Source organism: Silvimonas amylolytica (assembly GCF_014645555.1).
GTDB lineage: Bacteria > Pseudomonadota > Gammaproteobacteria > Burkholderiales > Chitinibacteraceae > Silvimonas > Silvimonas amylolytica.
This window is the reverse complement of the sequence record NZ_BMLY01000001.1, coordinates 1335038-1357689: the sequence shown is the minus strand read 5'-3', so window position 1 is coordinate 1357689 and position 22652 is coordinate 1335038. Positions and strand designations below refer to the sequence as shown.

The 22652-nt window shown below is 56.8% G+C and carries 22 protein-coding genes; 15 read left to right on the top strand and 7 right to left on the bottom strand.

The window, feature by feature from the left end:
* The first annotated feature begins 123 nt into the window (after positions 1-123).
* From IEX44_RS05965 to IEX44_RS05955, 3 genes are all read left to right on the top strand, one after another.
* On the top strand, positions 124-819 hold the full coding sequence (locus IEX44_RS05965) for a Bax inhibitor-1/YccA family protein (protein WP_229678773.1): 696 nt from the start codon (positions 124-126) through the stop codon (positions 817-819).
* Positions 820-931: 112 nt separating this feature from the next.
* Positions 932-3229: a PAS domain-containing sensor histidine kinase gene (locus IEX44_RS05960; protein WP_188690185.1), complete on the top strand. Its 2298-nt coding sequence runs from the start codon at positions 932-934 to the stop codon at positions 3227-3229.
* Complete coding sequence (locus IEX44_RS05955; protein ID WP_188690182.1) at positions 3229-3861, top strand: response regulator transcription factor; 633 nt, start codon at positions 3229-3231, stop codon at positions 3859-3861. Before IEX44_RS05960 ends, IEX44_RS05955 begins: the two co-directional genes overlap by 1 nt.
* 80 nt (positions 3862-3941) lie before the next feature.
* Here the strand turns inward: IEX44_RS05955 and IEX44_RS21235 are convergent, their stop codons facing one another.
* Positions 3942-4319: a ComEA family DNA-binding protein gene (locus IEX44_RS21235; RefSeq protein ID WP_188690179.1), complete on the bottom strand. Its 378-nt coding sequence runs from the start codon at positions 4317-4319 to the stop codon at positions 3942-3944.
* 130 nt (positions 4320-4449) lie between these two features.
* Here IEX44_RS21235 and hpnC point away from each other — a divergent pair, with 130 nt between their 5' ends.
* The gene (gene hpnC / locus IEX44_RS05945; protein ID WP_188690177.1) at positions 4450-5283 is read left to right on the top strand and encodes a squalene synthase HpnC; all 834 of its coding nucleotides are present in this window, start codon (positions 4450-4452) and stop codon (positions 5281-5283) included.
* Positions 5284-5288: 5 nt separating this feature from the next.
* Here hpnC and lptM read toward each other — a convergent pair whose 3' ends face one another.
* Positions 5289-5498, bottom strand: a complete 210-nt coding sequence (lptM, locus tag IEX44_RS05940; RefSeq protein WP_188690175.1) for an LPS translocon maturation chaperone LptM — start codon at positions 5496-5498, stop codon at positions 5289-5291.
* A gap of 52 nt (positions 5499-5550) precedes the next feature.
* Between lptM and cyaY the strand changes: the two genes are divergently transcribed.
* Complete coding sequence (cyaY, locus tag IEX44_RS05935) at positions 5551-5868, top strand: iron donor protein CyaY (protein ID WP_188690171.1); 318 nt, start codon at positions 5551-5553, stop codon at positions 5866-5868.
* 51 nt (positions 5869-5919) lie between these two features.
* Positions 5920-7404 carry a M48 family metalloprotease gene (locus IEX44_RS05930; RefSeq protein WP_188690169.1) on the top strand — a complete coding sequence of 495 codons (1485 nt, stop codon included), beginning with the start codon at positions 5920-5922 and terminating at the stop codon, positions 7402-7404.
* Positions 7405-7410: 6 nt separating this feature from the next.
* Here the strand turns inward: IEX44_RS05930 and IEX44_RS05925 are convergent, their stop codons facing one another.
* On the bottom strand, positions 7411-7854 hold the full coding sequence (locus IEX44_RS05925) for a DUF1841 family protein (protein WP_229678772.1): 444 nt from the start codon (positions 7852-7854) through the stop codon (positions 7411-7413).
* A 161-nt stretch (positions 7855-8015) separates the two neighbouring features.
* Here IEX44_RS05925 and IEX44_RS05920 point away from each other — a divergent pair, with 161 nt between their 5' ends.
* The 5 genes from IEX44_RS05920 to IEX44_RS05900 all read left to right on the top strand — a co-directional run bounded on the left by IEX44_RS05920 (position 8016) and on the right by IEX44_RS05900 (position 14423).
* A complete protein-coding gene (locus tag IEX44_RS05920; protein WP_188690167.1) occupies positions 8016-8498 on the top strand; it encodes a glutathione peroxidase in 483 nt (160 codons plus the stop codon).
* Between the two features lie 301 nt (positions 8499-8799).
* Complete coding sequence (gene carA, locus IEX44_RS05915; RefSeq protein WP_188690164.1) at positions 8800-9924, top strand: glutamine-hydrolyzing carbamoyl-phosphate synthase small subunit; 1125 nt, start codon at positions 8800-8802, stop codon at positions 9922-9924.
* A gap of 120 nt (positions 9925-10044) precedes the next feature.
* A complete protein-coding gene (gene carB / locus IEX44_RS05910; protein ID WP_188690162.1) occupies positions 10045-13266 on the top strand; it encodes a carbamoyl-phosphate synthase large subunit in 3222 nt (1073 codons plus the stop codon).
* Between the two features lie 161 nt (positions 13267-13427).
* Positions 13428-13910 carry a transcription elongation factor GreA gene (gene greA / locus IEX44_RS05905; RefSeq protein ID WP_188690159.1) on the top strand — a complete coding sequence of 161 codons (483 nt, stop codon included), beginning with the start codon at positions 13428-13430 and terminating at the stop codon, positions 13908-13910.
* Positions 13911-13979: 69 nt separating this feature from the next.
* Positions 13980-14423 carry a DUF4149 domain-containing protein gene (locus IEX44_RS05900; RefSeq protein WP_188690156.1) on the top strand — a complete coding sequence of 148 codons (444 nt, stop codon included), beginning with the start codon at positions 13980-13982 and terminating at the stop codon, positions 14421-14423.
* 87 nt (positions 14424-14510) lie between these two features.
* Here IEX44_RS05900 and yhbY read toward each other — a convergent pair whose 3' ends face one another.
* A complete protein-coding gene (gene yhbY / locus IEX44_RS05895) occupies positions 14511-14831 on the bottom strand; it encodes a ribosome assembly RNA-binding protein YhbY (RefSeq protein ID WP_188690152.1) in 321 nt (106 codons plus the stop codon).
* 43 nt (positions 14832-14874) lie between these two features.
* On the opposite strand from yhbY, the gene rlmE reads away from it, so the two are divergent.
* The 4 genes from rlmE to glmM all read left to right on the top strand — a co-directional run bounded on the left by rlmE (position 14875) and on the right by glmM (position 19833).
* Complete coding sequence (gene rlmE / locus IEX44_RS05890; protein ID WP_188690149.1) at positions 14875-15495, top strand: 23S rRNA (uridine(2552)-2'-O)-methyltransferase RlmE; 621 nt, start codon at positions 14875-14877, stop codon at positions 15493-15495.
* A 101-nt stretch (positions 15496-15596) separates the two neighbouring features.
* Positions 15597-17507, top strand: a complete 1911-nt coding sequence (gene ftsH, locus IEX44_RS05885; protein ID WP_188690146.1) for an ATP-dependent zinc metalloprotease FtsH — start codon at positions 15597-15599, stop codon at positions 17505-17507.
* A gap of 95 nt (positions 17508-17602) precedes the next feature.
* A complete protein-coding gene (folP, locus tag IEX44_RS05880) occupies positions 17603-18427 on the top strand; it encodes a dihydropteroate synthase (RefSeq protein ID WP_188690142.1) in 825 nt (274 codons plus the stop codon).
* A gap of 44 nt (positions 18428-18471) precedes the next feature.
* Positions 18472-19833: a phosphoglucosamine mutase gene (gene glmM / locus IEX44_RS05875; protein ID WP_188690138.1), complete on the top strand. Its 1362-nt coding sequence runs from the start codon at positions 18472-18474 to the stop codon at positions 19831-19833.
* Between the two features lie 134 nt (positions 19834-19967).
* Here the strand turns inward: glmM and pstB are convergent, their stop codons facing one another.
* From pstB to pstC, 3 genes are read right to left on the bottom strand one after another with little or no spacing between them, the layout of a single operon-like run.
* Complete coding sequence (gene pstB / locus IEX44_RS05870) at positions 19968-20738, bottom strand: phosphate ABC transporter ATP-binding protein PstB (RefSeq protein ID WP_188690136.1); 771 nt, start codon at positions 20736-20738, stop codon at positions 19968-19970.
* A gap of 41 nt (positions 20739-20779) precedes the next feature.
* Positions 20780-21619, bottom strand: coding sequence for a phosphate ABC transporter permease PstA (pstA, locus tag IEX44_RS05865; protein ID WP_188690133.1), 840 nt, complete (start codon positions 21617-21619; stop codon positions 20780-20782).
* A gap of 15 nt (positions 21620-21634) precedes the next feature.
* Positions 21635-22585 (bottom strand): phosphate ABC transporter permease subunit PstC, encoded by a 951-nt coding sequence (gene pstC, locus IEX44_RS05860; RefSeq protein ID WP_188690131.1) that lies wholly within the window; start codon positions 22583-22585, stop codon positions 21635-21637.
* Positions 22586-22652 lie beyond the last annotated feature (67 nt).

The following is a 22652-nucleotide window of genomic DNA, read 5'->3' as shown; positions in this document are numbered from 1 at the left end:
GACAAATAACCGACGCAAGCCTGATATAGTTGCCTGATGCAAAAAGTCACACGGCGACTTGAAACTTTTGCCGTATCCCGTCATCTTAATCACTGCGAGTCAACCGCTCGTATTGAATAGAACATGGAGAAGAAAACTATGGATTACACCACCGCCCAATACGGCGGCGCGGCTCTCGCCGTCGAACGCAACCGGGTATTGCGTAACACCTATTTCCTGCTGGCCCTGAGCATGCTGCCCACCGCCGCCGGTGCGTTGCTGGGTATTTCCATGCATTTCGCCATGAGCCCGCTGTTTGGCGCGGTTGTTTTCCTTGGCGTGAGCTTCGGTATGTTCTTCGCCATTGAAAAAACCAAGAACAGTGCCATGGGTGTTGTGCTGCTGCTGGCCTATACCGGCTTCATGGGCCTGTGGCTGTCGCAGATCCTGCAAATTGCCCTGCGTTTTGCCAACGGCCCGGCCATGATCGGTACGGCAGCCATTGGTACAGCCGCGATCTTCTTTACCCTGGCGGGTATTGCAACCGTAACGAAAAAAGATTTTTCGTTTATGGGCAAGTTCCTGTTTGTGGGTCTGGTCGTCTTGATTCTGGCGTCGCTGGCTAATCTGTTCTTCCAGATTCCGGCTATTTCGCTGGCAGTGTCTGCCATTGCCATCATGATTTTCTCGGCTTATATCCTGATGGATGTCAGCCGGATCGTGAACGGCGGTGAAACCAACTACGTGACGGCAACGCTGCAGTTGTACCTGAACGTGTACAACATCTTCATCAGCCTGCTGAACATCCTCATGGCGCTCTCTGGCAACAACCGCAACTAACGCGGTCCAGCCTGAAACAAAACGCCACCGCAAGGTGGCGTTTTGTTTTGTCCGCGTCGCAAAGGGGAAGACTGTATAAGGCAAAGCTGAGAATACCGGGTATCCTTCACCCATGCGTTTACCCCGATTTCTCCTTCCCTGGCATGCCATGCTGCCGTGGCTGGTGGCCCACGTTGCCATTGGCCTCGTTCTCGTCGCACTGGCAGGTTATACCTGGCTGGATCAACGCCAGACTGAAGCCGCCCGCGACATGACCATGGCGCAGGATTTGCTCTGGCAAGAGCAGGGTTTGCGGCTGCATTTGCAAACCAACCAGAATGTGATGGAAAACCTGGCTTATAGCCTGGCCGCCAACGCCATCGACGATACCGACTTTAACGCGCGTGCCGACGCGTTGATGAAAGACAACCCGGAAATGCAGTCGCTGGAATTTCTGGACGCGACCGGGCACCGTATGGGCGGCTTGCCGGTATACAGCTCGCGCCCCAGCAGTCTGGTGCCGCTGGATGACCCGCAAGTCGAAGAAGCCATTGATGGTGCCGCTACGCTCGGCTATGCCGTTTACAGCAATGTGATCATCCGCGATGCGCCAGTGATTGTGCTCGCTGTCCCGTACTACCATGCCTCAGTGTATGGCGGGATTGTGCTGGCTGCGTATTCCTTGCCCGAACTGCTGCGTTTGCGTATTCCCTGGTGGATGATCCAGCGCTACGACCTGGCATTGCTGGATGATCAAGGCCATGTGGTGGCACCGCTTGATGCGACGGTCATGCCTGGTTCGCAACTGACGCGGACCGTCGGCGTTGACCCGCTGGGGCATGAACTCAAGCTGCGCGCCAGCGTGCGTGATAATCCCAAGGCGAGTAGCCAGACGTGGCTGTTGGGCGCCGTGTTCCTGCTATTGACCTTGTTGTGGTGGATGCTGGCCATGCTGCGTCGGCGCATGCTGGAACGGCAGGCCGCGGAAGTCGCGCTGCGTGACGAAATGGGTTTCCGGTCCGCGATGGAAGACTCATTGACCACCGGTTTGCGGGCTATGGATCGCGACGGACGCATTATTTACGTTAACCCGGCGTTCTGTCAGATGGTGGGCTGGAGTGCTTCCGAGCTGCTTGGGCATATCCCGCCCATGCCCTACTGGCCGCCAGAAGAACTGGAAAACTGCGCTGCGGCTTACCGCGCCATTCTGGAAGGGCAAACGCCGCAGAATGGCTATCAGTTGCGCTTTATGCGCCGCAATGGTGAGCGCTTTGATGTGCGTTTGTACTCATCACGGCTGGTAGATGGTCGCGGCGAATATCGCGGCTGGATGGCCTCACTGTACGACGTGACAGAGATCCGCAAAGAACGCGAAGCGCTGGCCGCGTCCCGCAAGCAACTGCTGACCGTGCTGGAGGGGTTGGAGGCCGCTGTGTCGGTCACTGACGAGCAAAGTGGTCAGTTGTTGTATCGCAACCGTCACCACGATGATCTCTTCCCGTTGCGCGATGAAGCGCCGTGTTGCCTTGTGCCGTTGATCGAAGATCACACGTTGGCAGTGGAAACGCGTGATCCGGTGTCCGGGCGCTGGTTTCATGTGCAGCGCCGTCGTATTGAATGGGTGGATCGGCGCCTGGTCTGGCTCGATATCGTGGCGGACGTCACCGAAGTGCGGCAGTACGCTGAAGACATGCGACTGCAAAGCGAAAAACTCCAGCACACGGCGCGTCTGATCAGTATGGGCGAGCTGGCTTCCAGCCTGGCGCACGAACTCAATCAGCCGCTGGCAGCGATCAGCAGCTACTCGGCAGCCGCCGAAGACATGCTGAATGCGCCCGTCCCCATGGTCGAAAAAGCGGGGGATGTGCTGGCCCGCATTGGTGGACAGGCGCGCCGCGCCGGGCAGATTATCCGGGGTATCCGCGACTTTGCTGCCAAACGGGCGCCGCGCCGGGAAAATTGCGATCTGGCTGAGTTGTTGTCCGTGCCGATCCAGCTGCTGGAACCTGTGGTGCGCAAGACGCAATCCAGGGTGATTGTAGAGCTGCCGGACAACCTGCCCATCTTTCAAGGCGACAGCGTGATGCTGGAGCAGGTATTGTTCAACCTGTTGAAGAACGGCATTGAGGCAATGGCCGCCGCAGAGCTGGATGCGCCCCATGAGATTACGGTTTCGGCCAGTGCCACCGATCGCGAACTGGAGATTGTCGTCGCTGATCGTGGGCCGGGTCTTGCCGCGCCAGAATCGCTGTTCCAGCCGTTTTACAGCACAAAACCGGACGGTATGGGTATTGGTTTGAATATCTGCCGTTCCGTGATCGAACAACATCGCGGCCAGTTGCTGGCCGAAGCCAACCCGGGCGGTGGCACCCGCTTTATCTGCCGGCTGCCGCTCACCATCAGTACCGCAGTGACCGAGGAAACCGAATAATGCGACCGATTGCCATCATCGACGACGATATCGCCGTAAGAGATGCGTTGACCCTGCTGTTTGAAACCCGCAGCTGGCCTGCTATTGCATTTGATTCCGCAGAAAGCTTTCTGGCTGAAGCCGGTCCTGCCGATTTCAGCTGTATGGTGCTGGATGTGCGCATGACCGGCATGAGTGGTCTGGAACTCTTTAACAAGATCAAAACCGCCGAATACTTGCCTCCGGTGATCTTTCTGACCGGTCATGGCGATGTGGCGATGGCCGTCGCCGCGGTCAAGGAAGGTGCAACGGACTTCCTGGAAAAACCCTGCGACAACCGGGTGCTGGTCGGGAAAATCCAGACTTATCTGGAACAGGACGAAGCGTTGCGCGGTGAATGGGAAGCGCGTCAGTCTTTGTCTGATCAGCTTGATGCATTGACGCCGCGTGAACGTGAAGTGCTTCGTGAGCTGTTGGCGGGCAAGTTGAACAAGCAAATTGCGGATGCACTGGCCATCAGTATCAAAACGGTGGAAGTCCATCGCGCCCGCATTTACACCAAGTTGCACGTGCGCTCCGCTGTCGAACTGGCCGCTTTGCTCAAAGATGTGCCGCTGACCGCAATCAGCGGCAAAGAGCCTTCCGCGCACTGATCAAGCGTTGCGCTCTTTGCGACGCCAAAAAAAAGACCTGCAATGCAGGTCTTTTTTGTAAGCCGGAAGCGTAGTCAGGATCAGGACGAGGCCTTGGTCTTGGCCGGCTTGGGCGGTTTGGTTGGCTTCGGTGCCGGTGTCGGCGGAGCCTTGGCACCAGCAGGCGCCTGGGCTGCGACCGGGGTTGTAGCCGGAACCGTGGTGGCACCGCTCACCGAGATATCACCCTTGATCTTGTTGTAGGTGCCTTCCTTGATCCCGGAGACTTTCATGATATCTTCCGGAGTCTTGTAAGGGCCGTTCTTGGTGCGGTAATCAATGATGGCTTGAGCTTTGGATGGGCCAATGCCCTTGATGGTCTCGAGTTGCTCGAGGGTAGCCGTGTTGATGTTCACGGCCGCCAGGGCAGAGCCCATGATCAGAAACAAGCCAATCAGCGCGACAAACCACTTTTTCATTGAAATACTCCTTGCGGTATGGGTAGGAGAAAAGAATCAGGTTACCGTCCAAGTATTAGCACATGGCGGCATTGGATGCCGGGCATATGCTGCATGAACTGTTAGTCACTTGTCAGTCTGAAGCAGGTTTATGTTTGATTTAACTCCAAACCAATCGGTCGAGCACTACGAAAATTTTCCGGTCGGCTCGATCTTGCTGCCCAAGCGCTACCGCAAACCGGTAGCCAGCATTTATCACTTTGCGCGACACGCCGATGATCTAGCGGATGAAGGCGATGCTACGCCAGCCGAGCGCCTCGCCGGCCTTGCTGCGTGCCGTGAAGAATTGGCGCGTATCGAGCAAGGCCAGACGCCACTGACCGCGCGTTATCAGGCCCTGGCAGTGACAGTGCGTGAATATGGCGTTCCACTATCGCTGTGTGGGGATTTGCTGACCGCGTTTGAACAGGATGTGGTCAAGACGCGCTACGCCGACTTTGGTGAGGTCGTACAGTACTGCCGTCATTCGGCCAACCCGGTGGGGCGAATTTTGCTGTACATCTTTGGCGCGGCCACGCCGACCAATCTGGCGCAGTCAGACGGAATTTGCACGGCATTGCAACTGATCAATTTCTGGCAAGACGTCGCGGTGGACTGGCAGAAAGACCGGGTTTACATCCCGCAGGCTGATCTGGTGCGCTTTGGTGTTGCAGAGTCACAGATCGCCGCTGGCAACGCCAATGCCAACTGGCAGCAGTTGTTGGCGTTCCAGGTGGACCGCACGCAACGCATGCTCAAGGGCGGTGCGCCGCTTGCGGTGACCCTGCCAGGGCGTGTCGGGCTGGAGTTGCGCCTGACGGTGCTGGGTGGCGATGCCATCCTGGAAAAGCTCAAACAAGTCCGTTACGACATGTTTGCGCATCGCCCGACACTGGGGGCGGCTGATTGGCCGCGCCTGATGTGGCGCGCATTGCGCAAGAAATAGGCTGCTTATTCGTCGATCAGATTGTCGAGCGTGACGGGGTCGCTGGCATCGTCCGCGCGTGGCGCGCTGGCGGTTGCACTGGCATTGGCAGGTTTGCTGGCGGTGGCCGGGCGTGGCGTGCTTTGTGGCTTTTTGGCCGGGGGCAGGTAGAGCGGACCCTTGAAGCCGCAGGCGGCCAGGGAAACCAGCGCAAGACATGCTAACAGTGCGCGCATGAGAGGGAGCTTTGGTGGCAAAATCGCGATATTACCACGCGCGAAGAATGCCATGACTGAAACCGAATTCCTGAATGTGTCTGATGCGATCCTGGAGCGCATTGAAGCCGCATGTGACGATGCTGCTGCCGATATTGATCCGCACCGCCAGGGTAACGTGCTGGAGCTGGAGTTTGAAGACGGCAGCAAGATTATCGTGAACCGGCATGCGGCCAATCAGGAGCTCTGGATTGCTGCAAAACACGGCGGGTTTCATTACCGTCTGCAAGAAGGGCAATGGCGCAGTACGCGTGAGGAGGGCGAGTTTTTTGCCGATCTGGCCCACGCTATTACGCTACACGGCGGCGAGCCATTCTCCTTTGACGAATAAACCGTAAAAAGCGGCTTTTTCCTGATCGCATGCCCTGCTAGCCTTGTCTGCATGACCATAAAGCCCACCCTGTGTCCGTCACTTCGCAAGCACATGCTGGCGCTATGTCTGGGTGTCGCGCTGGCGTTGCCGGCTCATGCAGATAACACTGATTTGCCCAATCTGGGGGAGGACTCCCGTCAAGGCATGACGCCGACGCAGGAGCACCAGGTGGGCGAATCGGCCATGCTGGAAATCCGTCGCAGTGGCGATATGCTGCTTGACCCGGAGCTGGTCGCGTATATCAACCAACTTGGTGGGCGTTTGGTGCAGGCCAATGGCACGGCCATTCCGTTTACCTTTTTTGTGATCCGTGATGGCGAAGTCAATGCATTTGCGTTGCCTGGCGGGTTTGTCGGTGTATACAGCGGACTGATTGCCACTACCCAGCACGAGTCAGAACTAGCGGCGGTGATGGCGCATGAAATCTCTCACGTTACCCAGCATCATCTGGCACGGATGATTGATGCCCAGCGCATGGCCCCATGGCTGACGCTGGCCGCCATGGGGCTGGCGATTCTGGCTGCACATGGCGGAAACGGGGATATCGGCATGGCGGCGGCAGCGGCCACATCAGGTTACGTGATCCAGCGACAACTGGATTTCACCTACGCCTACGAGCAAGAGGCTGATCGCGTTGGCATGCAGACTTTGATTGCATCGGGTTTCGACCCGTATGCCATGCCCATCTTCTTTGGGCGGTTGCAAAAAGCCAACCGTTTAATGGAAGGCAACGCCCCGGAATTCCTGCGTACGCACCCGGTGACGTACAAACGAATTGCGGATGCCCAAGAGCGTTTGAACAATGTGCAATTCAAGCAGATTCCGGATTCGGCGGACTACCTGTTTATGCGCGAGCGCGCCATTGTGCTGCAGTCAACGGATGTCAAAACACTGGTGCAGCGTTACCGCTCGACCCTGGCGGATAAACGTTATGGCAATCTGACGGCGCAACTTTATGGCCTGGCGCTGGCGCAATACAGTGCACGGGATCTGACTGGCGCATGGCAGAGTTTACAGAAAGCGAAACAAGCATTCGGGGATGACGACTCTCATCCTTCGCTAGAGTATCTAGCGGGTTCGATCAGATTGGCAGAAGGGCGTTTTGACGACGCACTCAAGCTGTTTCGTGATGGCGAGGCTCGTTTTCCGTCCAGTCGGGCGCTGGTCTACGGAGAAATCGACACATTGATTGCAGCAAGACGCGATGACGAGGCGCTGAAAGTGGCGCAGCAATCAGCGGCAACCTATCCGTCTGATGCGACGTTCTACCAGCGCCAGTCGCAAGTCTATGCCGCACTGGGCAAGTTACAATTGCAGCATGTGGCGCAAGGTGAGTACTACGCGCGGCTGCACGAGTACACTGCGGCCATTCAGCAACTGGAAATTGCCCAGCGACAACCGGGGGATGATTTCTATCAACTTTCCGGCATTGATGCACGGCTGAAGGAACTTCAGCGGCTGATGAGCGATCAGAAAGACGCCAAAACGCAGTGAGCGTGATCAACCGCCTTGTTTCGGCAGCTTATTGCGCAATATATCCAGGTAGATGGCAGGATCAGGCGGCAGGCCGTAGCGTTGTGCCTGCCACAGCATTTCTCCCAGACCCTCCATCATCAGATGCTGGGCATCGTGCTCATTGCCTGCCACCTTGCACAATTCGCCAAACAACGCCCGAATGCCAAAAGGCTGGTCGATGGAGATCTGCTCTTCGATGGCCAGGTGCATGCTCACATGCAAGAACGGATTGGTTTCGCCGTATTCCACTGGCCAGTCACGGTCCAGATAATCCGGAGTGAGAAACTGGTGGTATTCCGGGTGGCGCATGAGCACCGCAGCCGTCATCTTCTCCAGATCGGTCATGGGCTCTTTGCCGTGGCTGCCATGTTTGCGCCAGGACTCGATCAGGAAGTGGCGCGCTTCATCGCGTGAGGGATTAAACAGCATCAGGATTCAGGCTTTTGCAGTTTCAGGTTTTCAACAACAAGTGACTGACCAAACAGTTGCAGCAATCACTGCAATGTTTTTTCAGTCGCGACAGACCGGATTGTCGCCTGGCAGGGCGCAGGCGCAAAGCAAATTCCGGCAAACAGTACGGAGTAACCAGCATGACCCGCAATCTTTATGAAATTCACGTCACCGACATACTGGGCAACGATATCGCCATGGAGCGTTACCGCGGCAAGGTGTTGCTGGTTGTCAACGTGGCCAGCCGTTGCGGGTTTACTCCCCAATATGAGGGCTTGCAGGCGCTTTACCAGCGCTACGCTGCACGCGGACTGGAAGTTCTGGGCTTTCCGTGCAACCAGTTTGGTGCACAAGAACCGGGCTCGGAGGCGGAAATCCAGAGCTTTTGCAGTACCAGTTTCGGGGTGCAGTTCCCGCTATTTGCGAAGATCGACGTCAATGGTTCTGCCGCGCATCCGCTGTATCAGTTCCTCAAGTCCGAACAATCCGGGCTCCTCGGGATTGAGGCCATCAAGTGGAACTTCACCAAGTTTCTCATCGACCGCGACGGCAATGTGGTGGGCCGCTATGCGCCAACGACGACACCTGAAGCCTTGACGCGCGATATTGAAAAACTGTTGTAACACAACCGGTTTATGGCGGATGTCTTTGATCGGAAAGGTTTTAGCGCCCTCGCCGGTGCCCCGGGTGGTGGGGTGAGTTAACAGGCCTAACGCATTGATCTGTTGAAGCAAAAAGCAAACCAGGGTAGAATCCGTCAAATTTTGTACAGAAAACGGGCCAGGGCAACCTGTCCCGTTTTTCTACGTCCGGGGAGCCTGAAAAGAGCCCGTGAACCCCGCCCCTGACTGGCCGGGTGCGGCGGCTTTTTTCAACCCCGCACCGATTCCCCTCAATTGCGGGCGCAACGCCCAGGAGCCGCCAGTGTCCAAACCAGCTTTACTTGCGCTTGCCGACGGCACCCTGTTTCACGGTACTTCCATCGGCGCTGATGGTGAAACCATTGGCGAGGTGGTATTCAATACCGCGATCACCGGTTATCAGGAAATCCTGACCGATCCGTCTTACTGCCGCCAGATCGTTACCCTGACTTATCCGCACATCGGCAACTACGGTGTGAACCCGGAAGATGCTGAAAGCCGTGGTGTCTTCGCCGCTGGCCTGATCATCCGCGATCTGCCACTCCTGCATTCCAATTTCCGCGCATCGATGAGCCTGGGCGAGTATCTCGTCAAGCACAAAGTCGTGGCTATTGCCGACATCGATACCCGCAAGCTGACCCGTATCCTGCGTGAAAAGGGTGCTCAGCCTGGCTGTATCGTCTCGGGCGACAACATCGATGCTGCTGCTGCGGTCGAGAAGGCCAAGTCCTTCGGCTCGATGGCGGGTCAGGATCTGGCCAAGGTTGTCAGTGCCACGGAACGTTACGAATGGACCACCGCCGAGTGGAAGCTGGGCGTGGGTTACACCGTGCAGTCCAACCCCAAATTCAAGGTTGTGGCCTACGATTTCGGTGTGAAGCACAACATCTTGCGCATGCTGGCTGAGCGCGGCTGTGAGTTGACGGTTGTCCCGGCGCAGACTCCGGCCGCTGATGTGCTGGCACTCAATCCGGATGGCGTGTTTCTCTCCAACGGCCCTGGTGATCCGGAGCCGTGTGATTACGCCATCGAGGCCATTCAGGTTTTCCTGGAAAAACGCATTCCGACCTTTGGTATCTGTCTGGGTCACCAACTGTTGGGTCTGGCTTCCGGTGGTAAAACCAGCAAGATGAAGTTTGGTCACCATGGCGCCAACCACCCGGTACAGGATCTGGATACCGGTCACGTGATGATCACCAGCCAGAACCATGGTTTCCAGGTGGATGAAACCAGTCTGCCAGGTAACGTGCGCATTACGCATCGCTCGCTGTTTGATGGCACCGTGCAAGGTATCGCGCTGACGGATCGCCCGGCATTCAGCTTCCAGGGTCACCCGGAAGCGAGCCCCGGCCCGCACGATGTGGCGTACCTGTTTGATCGCTTTATTGCGCTGATGAGTGAAAAGTGAGGTACCCCGAGGGAGGTCTGACGCCTCTCTCGCGTGTCCGTGTCTTCTCACCCAATAAAATTTGAATGAGTGATGTGCGAGTGATTACTGCCTCGCCCTCACGCCTCACAGGCAAAGCCCATGCCCAAACGTACAGACATTAAAAGCATTCTTATCATCGGCGCCGGCCCGATCGTCATCGGTCAGGCGTGCGAGTTCGACTACTCCGGCGCACAGGCCTGCAAGGCGCTGCGTGAAGAGGGTTACAAGGTCATTCTGGTCAATAGCAATCCGGCCACGATCATGACCGACCCGAACATGGCCGATGTGACCTACATCGAGCCGATCACCTGGCAGATGGTCGAGAAGATCATCGACAAGGAGCGCCCCGACGCGATCCTGCCGACCATGGGTGGCCAGACCGCGCTGAACTGCGCGCTGGATCTCTGGCGCAACGGCGTGCTGGACAAATACAAGGTTGAGCTGATTGGCGCGACGCCAGAAGCCATCGACAAAGCCGAAGACCGTCAGAAGTTCAAGGCCGCGATGGACAAAATCGGCCTGGGTTCGGCCCGTTCCGCCATCGCGCACAGCATGGAAGAAGCGCTGGCTGCGCAAGCCAATCTGGGCTTCCCGGCAATTATCCGCCCGTCGTTCACCATGGGTGGCTCGGGTGGCGGCATTGCCTACAACATTCAGGAATTCATCGAAATCTGTACGCGTGGTCTGGACTTGTCCCCGACCAAAGAGCTGCTGATCGAAGAGTCTCTGCTGGGCTGGAAAGAATACGAAATGGAAGTCGTGCGCGATCGCGCCGACAACTGCATTATCGTGTGTTCCATCGAAAACCTGGACCCGATGGGCGTGCACACCGGTGACTCGATCACGGTAGCGCCGGCCCAGACCCTCACCGACAAGGAATACCAGATCATGCGTAACGCATCGATCGCGGTATTGCGTGAAATCGGTGTGGATACCGGTGGTTCCAACGTCCAGTTTTCGGTGAACCCGCAAGATGGTCGCCTGATTGTCATTGAAATGAATCCGCGTGTGTCGCGCTCGTCCGCGCTGGCCTCCAAGGCAACCGGCTTCCCGATCGCCAAGATCGCGGCCAAGCTGGCCGTGGGTTACACGCTGGATGAACTCAAGAACGAAATTACCGGTGGCAAGACACCGGCGTCGTTCGAGCCGTCGATTGACTACGTCGTCACCAAGATTCCGCGCTTTGCGTTCGAGAAATTCCCGCAGGCCAACGACCGCCTGACGACGCAAATGAAGTCGGTAGGTGAAGTGATGGCCATCGGCCGCACGCAACAAGAATCGCTGCAAAAAGCACTGCGTGGCCTTGAAACCGGCATGTCCGGCTTTGACGAGATCACGACTGACCGCGCGAAGATCGAGTCTGAAATTGCATCGCCAGGTCCGGAACGCCTGTGGTACGTAGCCGACGCCTTCCGCATCGGCATGAGCCTGGATGAAGTCCACAACCTGTCGAAGATCGACCCGTGGTTCCTGGTGCAGATTGAAGACTTGCTGAAAGACGAAGCCGCGCTCAAGACCCGGACGCTGGAAAGCCTGACCGCTGCTGATCTGCGCAAGCTCAAGCGCAAGGGTTTCTCCGATCGTCGCATCGGTGCGCTGCTGGGCACTGACCAGAACGCCGTGCGCCGTGCCCGTCACGCTGCGGGTGTGCGCCCGATCTACAAGCGCGTGGACACTTGCGCGGCCGAGTTTGCGACCAACACCGCTTACATGTATTCCAGCTATGACGAGGAATGCGAAGCCGCACCGACCAACAACAAGAAGGTCATGGTGCTGGGTGGCGGCCCGAACCGTATCGGTCAGGGTATCGAGTTTGACTACTGCTGTGTGCACGCCGCGCTGGCGCTGCGTGAAGATGGTTATGAAACCATCATGGTCAACTGCAATCCGGAAACCGTGTCGACTGACTACGATACGTCCGATCGCTTGTACTTCGAGCCGCTGACGCTGGAAGACGTGCTGGAAATCGTTGCGGTTGAAAAACCGTACGGCGTGATCGTGCAATACGGCGGTCAGACGCCGCTGAAGCTGGCCCGTGCACTGGAAGCCAATGGCGTGCCGATTGTCGGTACCAGTCCGGACATGATTGACGCTGCTGAAGATCGCGAGCGTTTCCAGAAGTTGCTGCAGGATCTGGGTCTGCGTCAGCCGCCGAATGCCACAGCGCGCAATGAAAAGGATGCGCTCGTACTGGCAGCCAAACTCGGCTACCCACTGGTTGTACGCCCGTCCTACGTGCTGGGCGGCCGCGCTATGCAGATCGTTCATTCGGAAGACGATCTGACTCGCTATATGCGTGAGGCGGTCAAGGTCTCCAATGACAGCCCGGTGTTGCTCGATCGCTTCCTGAATGACGCTATCGAAGTGGACGTGGATGCGCTGTCCGACGGCGAAGACGTACTGATCGGCGGCATCATGGAACACATTGAACAAGCGGGTGTGCACTCCGGTGACTCTGCTTGCTCGCTGCCCCCGTACTCGCTTTCCAAAGAACTGCAGGACGAACTGCGTCGCCAGACTGTGGCCATGGCCCGCGCACTGAACGTAATCGGCCTGATGAACGTGCAGTTTGCCATTCAGGGCAAGGGCGACGAAGCCAAGGTGTTCGTGCTTGAAGTGAACCCGCGTGCTTCGCGTACTGTGCCATACGTGTCCAAGGCCACCAGCCTGCCGCTGGCCAAGATCGCCGCGCGTTGCATGGTCGGCCAGACACTCAAGAGCCAGGGTGTGACGGAAGAAGTGATTCCGCCGTACTACTCGGTGAAAGAGGCTGTGTTCCCGTTCGTGAAGTTCCCGGGTGTGGATACCATTCTTGGGCCGGAAATGAAGTCGACCGGTGAAGTCATGGGTGTGGGTGAAACCTTCGCCGAGGCGTTCGTGAAGTCGCAACTGGCTGCCAGCATTGTGTTGCCGCAGTCCGGCAGCGTGTTTATTTCGGTTAAAGATGGCGACAAGGCCGTTGCGATCGAATGTGCCCGCGTGCTGGTCGATCTGGGCTTCAAGATTGTCGCGACCAAAGGCACAGCCACTGCGCTGGAAGAAGCCGGCGTGGCGGTAACTCATGTGAACAAGGTCACCGAAGGTCGTCCGCACATTGTCGACATGATTGTGAACGGCGATATCGCCATGGTGGTCAATACCGTGGAAGAGCGTCGCCAGGCCATTCAGGATAGCTACTCGATCCGCCACGAATCACTCAAGGCCAAGTTGCCAGTATTCACTACGGTTGCAGGCGCTCGCGCTGCCTGCATTGGCATGCGCGATCTTGGAGAGGTCAAGGTTTACGATGTGCAGGGCTTGCATCGTCGACTTAAAGCCTGATACCTTAACGGCTGAAACGACAACAACCGCCGCCCTTTATTGGGGCGGCGGTTGTGCTTTTATAGTCTGACCGCAACATCCGAAAAGACGGTTTGCATGCGGTGATGCACCGGGAAACCGGTTTGTAACGCTGGTCTTGTAAGGCCGCAGGAGAACAAGAAATGATCAAGATCCCGCTGACCGTTGTCGGTGCGGAAAAGCTCAAGGCGGAACTGCAACAACTGAAGAGTGTTGCCCGTCCTGAAGTGATTGCAGCCATTGCCGAAGCCCGTTCGCACGGTGACTTGTCTGAAAACGCAGAATACGATGCCGCCAAGGAAAAACAATCCTTTGTGGAAGGCCGTATCGCAGAACTGGAAGGCAAGCTGTCCAATTCGCAAGTGATTGACCCCGCCTCGCTCGCCGTGACGGCAGAAGGCCGCGTGGTGTTTGGCGCAACGGTAGAACTGGAAGACCTGGAAGCCGGTAGCCAGGTGACTTACCAGATCGTGGGCGACGACGAAGCGAATCTGAAAGATGGCAAAATTTCTGTTTCCAGCCCGATCGCCCGCGCGCTAATCGGCAAGTACGCTGGTGACGTGGCAGAAGTCGTCGCACCGGGTGGCATTCGCGAATACGAAGTACTGGATGTGCGTTACGTCTAAGGCTGTCGGGCACGCAGCACCACACGCAGATTTCACTTTATTCCCTGCAACCTCACACGCACAAAATAAATGGGCAACGGACTCAAGAACGTTCTGACGGTTTTGTGGATTGGCGGTCTGTGGATTGTTGGCATGCTGGTTTTGCCAGTGCTGTTTTTGTCGCTGGACAACAATCACGGTCTTGCTGCGGTCTTGTCGGCTAAAATCCTGCATGCCATGGGTTGGCTGGGGATCGTGGCGGGCTTGTATTTGCTGGTGTATCGCGTCTGGTTTGATGGCCTGCGTGCTTTTCAGACTGGCCCGTTCTGGCTGTTGATCGGCATGCTGGTCTGTACGCTGGTTAACCAGTTTGCGATCTTCCCGATTCTGGCAGGCGTAAAGTCGACACTGTCCGAAAGTGCAGTGGGTGTATTCGGTGGCGGCTTTGCCAACTGGCATACCATTTCCACTGCCATTTATGCCTTGCAGGCTCTGTTTGGTCTCCTGTACGTTTGGCATATGGATGGCAAGTAAGACTCTGCGCTGCAGTGCGCGGCAAAACAAAAGGCCCGCTGATAGCGGGCCTTTGCGCTGGCGGGGCCAGCAGGGCATCAACAAGCTTCAGGACTTGCCGGCCTTTTTGGCCTTGGGCAACTCGATGCGTGAGCGCTCGGCATCGCCCTGGCGGTAGATGATCAGCAACTTGCCCAGATGCTGGACAGGCTGTGCGCCCAGTTCGGCGCAGATTTTCTCCAGATACTGGATGCGTGCTTCGCGGTCGTCGCCCAGAACACGAATCTTGATGAGCTCATGCGCATCGAGGTTCACGGCGATTTCACGGATCACGGCATCGGTCAGGCCGTTGTTGCCGATCATCACGACCGGATTAAGATGATGGGCAAGGCCACGCAGGTGGCGGCGCTGATCCGCAGTAAGTTCCATATTTTTGACTTTAATACCTTGAATAAACAGGCGATTGTACCGGATGGCACGCTCTAAAACCAGCAACGCGTGGTTGCAGGAACATGTGAACGATCACTACGTTCATATGGCACAAAAGGATGGATACCGCGCGCGCGCAGCATATAAGTTGCTGGAAATAAACGAAAAAGATCATCTCATCAGGCCCGGCATGTGGGTGGCCGATCTGGGCGCAGCGCCAGGTAGCTGGTCGCAGGTGGCCGCAAAACTGGTCGGCGAGAAGGGCCGCGTGTTTGCTCTGGATATCCTGGAAATGCCATTTATTCCGGGTGTGGATTTCATCCAGGGCGACTTTCGGGAAGAATCTGTGCTCAAAACCTTCACGGATTTGCTCGAAGACCGCGAAGTAGACCTTGTGATTTGCGATATGGCCCCAAATATCACTGGGAATGCTGTGACTGATCAAGCCCGATCAATGTACTTGTGTGAGCTGGCATTAGAGTTTGCGCAAAATCATTTGAAACCTGGCGGGCATTTTCTGGTCAAGGTATTCCAGGGTTATGGCTATAACGAATATATGACAGCCATGCGTGACACTTTTGCCACAGTGACAACACGTAAACCGAAAGCTTCGCGCGACCGTAGCGCGGAAATGTACCTGCTTGGCAAGCAAAAAAAGGTTTGAGCAGTTAGAATTGACGCTGTGCATCAAGCATTTATGCAGCTGGAGCAAGGATGCGCACTTGCGTTTATCCCGCTGTACTACCCGGTTAAAGGGCTTGGGAAATGAATAATCTCGGTAAGAATATCGCCATCTGGCTGATTATCGGTCTGGTTCTGATGACGGTTTTCAATCAGTTCACCAAACGCCAGGACACGGTCGGCCAGGTGCCGTACTCGCAATTCATGGCGAATGTTGAAGCGGACCGCGTTGCCTCGGTGGAGATCGAAGGCAATATGCTGCGAGGCCAGTGGTTGCGCGGCAAGCTCAATGACGGTTCGGCCTTCTCTACCTACGCGCCATTTGATTTCCGCCTGGTCGACACCCTGATCAAGCACAACGTCAAATTCTCGGCCAAGGCAGAAGAAGAGCAAGGTTTCCTGACCCAGCTGTTCATTTCGTGGTTCCCCATGCTGTTGTTGATCGGCGTGTGGGTCTTCTTCATGCGACAGATGCAGGGCGGTGGCAAAGGCGGCGCATTCAGCTTTGGCAAGTCCCGCGCCCGCATGCTGGATGAATCCAATAACTCGGTGACGTTTGCTGATGTCGCCGGTTGTGATGAAGCCAAAGAAGAAGTCGCCGAAATCGTCGACTACCTGCGTGACCCGACCAAATACCAGAGCCTTGGTGGTCGTATGCCGCGCGGTATCTTGATGGTGGGCTCGCCGGGTACGGGTAAGACACTGCTTGCCAAGGCCATTGCCGGCGAAGCCAAGGTGCCATTCTTCTCGATCTCGGGTTCTGACTTCGTCGAGATGTTCGTCGGTGTGGGCGCTGCCCGCGTGCGCGACATGTTCGAGAACGCCAAGAAAAACGCCCCGTGTATCATCTTTATCGATGAAATCGACGCCGTCGGCCGCCAGCGTGGCGCTGGCATGGGCGGCGGTAATGATGAGCGCGAACAGACTCTCAACCAGATGCTGGTTGAAATGGATGGTTTTGAAGGCAACTCTGGCGTGATCGTGATTGCTGCGACCAACCGTCCTGACGTGCTGGACCCCGCGCTGCTGCGTCCGGGCCGGTTCGATCGCCAGGTTGTGGTGTCGCTGCCGGATATCCGCGGCCGCGAGCAGATTCTGGGCGTGCACATGCGCAAGGTCCCGATCTCCAACGACGTCGAACCCAATGTGCTGGCCCGTGGTACACCGGGTTTTTCAGGTGCTGACCTCGCCAATCTTGTGAACGAAGCTGCTCTGTTTGCCGCACGCCGCAACAAGCGTCTGGTGGATATGGAAGACTTCGAGTCCGCCAAAGACAAGATCATGATGGGTGCAGAACGCCGCACCATGGTGATGTCCGAAGACGAGAAGAGGAACACTGCGTATCACGAATCCGGCCACGCTGTAGTTGCCAAGCTGTTGCCCAAGTCGGATCCGGTGCACAAGGTCACGATCATTCCGCGCGGTCGTGCGCTGGGTGTGACCATGCAATTGCCGGAAGAAGACCGTTATGCTTATGACCGCCAATACCTGCTGAACCGTATCGCCATTTTGTTTGGTGGCCGGATTGCAGAAGAAGTGTTCATGAACCAGATGACGACGGGTGCTTCCAACGACTTTGAGCGTGCCACGCAAATGGCGCGTGACATGGTGACGCGCTACGGCATGAGCGACAAGCTCGGCCCGATGGTCTATGGCGAGAACGAAGGCGAAGTCTTCCTCGGCCGTTCGGTGACCACGCACAAGAGCGTGTCGGAAAGCACGATGCAGCAAGTTGATGCCGAAATCCGTCGTATCATTGACGAACAATACGCACTGGCTCGTAACCTGCTGGAAACCAACCGCGACAAGGTCGAAGCCATGACCAAGGCGCTGCTGGACTGGGAAACCATCGACATCGACCAGATCAACGACATCATGGATGGCCGTGATCCGCGTCCGCCGAAGACCCCGCCGAGCAAGCCGGCTTCGCCTTCCGGTGATCGCCCTAGTGGTGATGCACCGGCGGCGACAACCACCCCGGCAACCGAAGCCTGATCAACGTTACGCCATGAAAAGGCGGCCATGTGAGTGGCCGCCTTTTTCTTTCTGTCTTTTGCGCAGCAATGCGCCCAAGTTCTACCGGAGTACCCATGGATACCTTGCAATGCGGCCGTTTTGAACTCAGCCTTACCCGGCCTCTTGTGATGGGGATTCTTAATGTCACCCCTGACTCATTTTCTGACGGCGGAAATTTTGATACGGCCTCCAAGGCGGTCGCCCATGCAGAACTGATGGTGAAGGAAGGGGCTGACATCATCGATATCGGTGGTGAATCCACTCGCCCCGGTGCTGGCGACATCAGTGTTGAGGATGAAATTGCCCGCGTTGTGCCCGTGATTGCTGCGCTCAAGTCGCTGAATGTGCCGCTATCCATTGATACCCGTCGTCCGGCGGTGATGCTGGCGGCGCTGGAAGCCGGCGTTGATCTCATCAACGATATTGCCGCACTGGAGGGCGAAGGTGCATTGCAAGTAGCCACGCGCAACAATGTGGCAATCTGTCTGATGCACATGAAAGGTGAGCCCCGCACCATGCAGACTGCGCCGCATTACGATGATGTAGTGGCAGAGGTCACTCAGTATCTGGCTGCGCGGCGCGACGAAGCCCTGGGAGCAGGTATTGCGCGCGAACGGATTTTGCTGGACCCCGGTTTTGGCTTTGGCAAAAATCTGGAGCACAACGCCGCCCTGTTCAGGGCTATGCCGCAGATGATTGCGGCGCTGGCTTGCCCGTTTTTGATTGGCGTATCGCGCAAATCCATGCTGGGTCAGGTGACGGGGAGGCCGGTCACTGAGCGTGCTGTCGCCAGTGCCGCAGCCGCCATGCTCGCGGTGCAGAAGGGGGCCGCGATCGTGCGCGTGCATGATGTCAGGGAAACTGTGGATGCGTTGAAAATCCTTGGCGCCCTACACTGAACCAAATTTTTTGAATCGCGTTGGTTGACTTTCAGGATTGATAAATGGGACGCAAGTATTTCGGAACGGACGGTGTACGCGGGTTGGTCGGTGAGCATCCGATTACCCCTGAATTTGCCATGAAGCTCGGCTATGCCGCTGGCCGGGTGCTCGCGACAGCTGAGCGTCGTCAAAACGGTGAACATGCCTCAGTGCTGATCGGCAAGGACACTCGCATTTCTGGCTACATGCTCGAAGCCGCGCTGCAAGCCGGCCTGAATGCTGCAGGTGTCGACGTGCATTTGACTGGTCCGCTGCCAACGCCGGGTGTGGCCTACCTGACCCGCGCGTTGCGTCTCTCTGCGGGGGTGGTGATCTCAGCCTCGCACAATCCGTACTACGACAATGGCATCAAATTCTTTGGTGCTGGTGGCAAGAAGCTGCCGGATGAAGTCGAGCAGGCTATCGAAGAAGCGATTGATGACGCGCAACCCTGCGTGGGTTCCAAGACCATGGGCCGTGCCTGGCGTGTCGGCGATGCCTCCGGTCGCTACATCGAGTTCTGCAAGTCGACCTTCCCGAATGAACTCGACCTGCGTGGTTTGCGTCTGGTGATCGATTGCGCACATGGCGCGACGTATCAGGTTGCACCGCATGTATTCCATGAACTGGGTGCAGAAGTCATCACCATCGGTGACAAGCCCAACGGTTTCAATATCAACGAAAACTGCGGCGCGACGCACGTTGATCTGCTGCGCAAGACGGTTCTGGCCGAAGGCGCGGACTACGGCATTGCACTGGATGGCGATGGCGACCGGCTGATCATGGTCGATGGTGATGGCTCCGTCATTGATGGCGATCTGTTGATCTATGTGCTGGCGCGTTATCGGGCAGAGCGTGGCACGCTGCGCGGCGGCGTGGTGGGCACGTTGATGACGAATCTCGGCGTGGAAAATGGCCTGAAGGCGGCAGGTATCGCATTTGAGCGCGCCAAGGTGGGCGACCGCTATGTGCTGGAGCGATTGCAAGAGAATGGCTGGCTGCTGGGCGGTGAAGGTTCTGGCCACATTCTGAGTCTGGATCGTCACACGACTGGCGACGGGATTGTTTCAGCACTGCAAGTGCTGGAAGCGTTGATCGAACAAGGCAAGCCGTTGTCTGCGTTCCGTGAAGAGCTCCAACTCTCGACCCAGGTGCTCAAGAATGTGCGCATCAACAAGGGTTTCAACATTGGCGGTTCACCTTCAATCGCTGAGGCGGTAAAGAAAGCTGAAACCGAAATGGGTACGCGAGGGCGTGTGTTATTGCGTCCGTCTGGCACTGAGCCGCTAGTGCGCGTGATGGTGGAGCATGTAGATCCGGCCGCAGCAGAGAAATGGGCTGAGTCGATAGCCGCCGTAGTCACGGCCGAGGCCAGCGCAGAGTAGACGCTGATGCGTGTTCCATCCAAAGCCCGCTCTGGCGGGCTTTTTCACGTTTGGTAGAAGCGCTGCCGGATGCAAGAGAATGAAAAAACCCGCGAAAGTCGCGGGTTTTTTTGTTCGCTGGCAGGGTAGGGCGCTTAGCCGAACTTGCCGGTAATGTAGTCTTCGGTTGCTTTCTTGGTCGGCGTGGTGAAGATGGTATCGGTTTCGCCCACTTCGACCAGTTCGCCCAGATACATATAGGCCGTGTAGTCAGACACACGCGCAGCTTGCTGCATATTGTGGGTCACGATGGCGATGGTGTAGTCACGCTTGAGTTCGTGCACCAGTTCTTCAATGTGCGCGGTGGAGATCGGGTCCAGTGCAGAGGTTGGTTCATCCAGCAGCAGGACTTCCGGCTTCACGGCGATTGCGCGGGCGATACACAAGCGCTGTTGCTGACCGCCCGACAAGCCAAGGCCCGACTGACGTAGCTTGTCTTTGGCTTCATTCCACAGCGCAGCCTTGGACAGTGCCCATTCCACGCGATCATCCATTTCAGACTTGGACAGGCTTTCGTACAGCTTCACACCAAACGCGATGTTGTCATAGATCGACATCGGGAACGGAGTTGGTTTCTGGAATACCATGCCTACCTTGGCGCGCAGCATGTTCAGATCAACGCCACGGTCCAGAATGTTGTTGCCGTTCAGCAAGATCTCACCTTCAGCGCGCAGCTTGGGGTAGAGCTCATACATGCGGTTGAACGTACGCAGCAACGTGGATTTGCCGCAGCCAGACGGGCCGATGAAAGCGGTGACTTTGCCTTCGCGGATATTCAGATTGATGTTCTTGAGCGCATGGAAATTGCCGTAATAGAAATTGAGGTTCTTTACGGCCAGTTTCGCTTTGGTGGTTTCTGCGGTCATGCTGGAGTCCTGAAGTCGCATTTTAGTTTTGTCCCTGCGGCTTAGTGTTGTTGCTGCGGTTTGATCAACGTACGGGCGAGAACGTTCATCACCAGTACAAAGAGGCCGATAAGCAGGCTGCCTGCCCATGCCAGGTTATGCCAGTCTTCATATGGGCTCATTGCAAACTGGAAGATCACCACCGGCAAGTTGGCCATCGGCTGGTTCATGTTGCTGTAGAACTGGTTGTTCAGCGAGGTAAACAGCAACGGTGCGGTTTCGCCAACGATACGGGCAACGGCGAGAATCACACCCGTGACCACACCCGCTTTGGCCGCGCGCAGTGTCACTTGCAGTGTCATTTTCCATTGCGGCGCGCCCAGGGCATACGCAGCTTCACGCATGCTGTGCGGTACCAGTCGGAGCATGCTCTCTGTCGTGCGCACCACCACCGGGATCACCAGGATCGCCAGCGCCAACGCGCCAGCCCAACCCGAGAAGTGACCGGTATGCACCACATATACCTCATACATGAACAGACCGATCACGATGGAGGGTGCCGACAGAAGGATATCGTTGATGAATCGGGTCACCGGTGCCAGCCAGCCACGATCGCCAAACTCGGCCAGATAGGTGCCGGCCAGAATGCCGATCGGTGTGCCAACCAGCGTGCCTACGACCGACATCGACAAGCTGCCGATGATGGCGTTGGACAAACCACCTGCGCTACCGGGGGCGGGGGTCGTCTGGGTAAACAGCACAAGGTTCAAGCTGCCAAAACCGTTCTTGAACAGGGTGTAAAGAATCCATGCCAGCCAGAACAGGCCAAACAGCATGGCCAGAACCGAGAGGCTCAGACTGATGAAGTTGACGAAGCGCCGACGCGCGTAAATGGACAACATGACTCAGCGCCTCGTTTAGTGACCTTCCGCGCGTTGCATGCGCAGAAGCATCAGTTTGGACAGGGTCAACACCACAAAGGTGATGAAGAACAGCAACAGGCCCAGGTAAATCAGGCTGCCAGTATGCAGCGCCGTCGTCGCTTCAGTGAACTCGTTGGCCAGCGTGGCAGAGATCGAGGTCGACGGATCAAACAGGCTATGGATGGGCTGTTGTGCATTACCAATCACGAAGGTAATCGCCATGGTTTCACCCAGCGCACGACCCAGACCCAGCATCACGCCGCCCATGACACCGCTGCGGGTATACGGCAGAACAACGCGCCAGACGACTTCCCAGGTTGTGCCACCCAGACCATAAGCCGATTCTTTGAGCATGGGTGGAACCACCTCAAACACATCGCGCATCACGGAAGAGATATACGGAATCACCATCACGGACAGAATCAGGCCTGCGGTCAGCATGCCGATACCCATGGGCGGCCCGTCAAACAGACCGCCAATAATGGGCAGACCTGCAGAGTGCTCAGTCAGCCACGGTTGCACGTTGTCTGCAAACCATGGCGCAAACACAAACAGACCCCACATCCCGTAAATGATGGAAGGCACGCCAGCCAGCAATTCAATGGCAATGCCCAGTGGGCGGCGCAGCCAGACCGGGGAAAGTTCGGTCAGGAAAATCGCGATACCAAAGCTGACCGGTACGCCAATCAGCAAGGCAATAAAAGAAGAAAGCAGGGTGCCGCGGATCGAGTTCCAGCCGCCAAACTGGCCAGTTACCGGGTTCCACTCAGTACCCACAACAAAACCGAGCCCGAATTGCTGAATGGCCGGCCATGCGCCGATCAGCAGGGAAATGAGAATGCCCGCCAGGAGCGCAAGCACAAAAAAGGCGAAAAAGCGGGTGGTACCGCGGAAAATACGGTCTTGCATCGCTTGCTTGTGCAGCCGTTTTTCTTGTGAATTCATCAGCGTCTCCGAAGCCGGCGTAACAACAACAGGAGCCACCCTGGCTCCTGTTCTGTTCGGCGTGTAC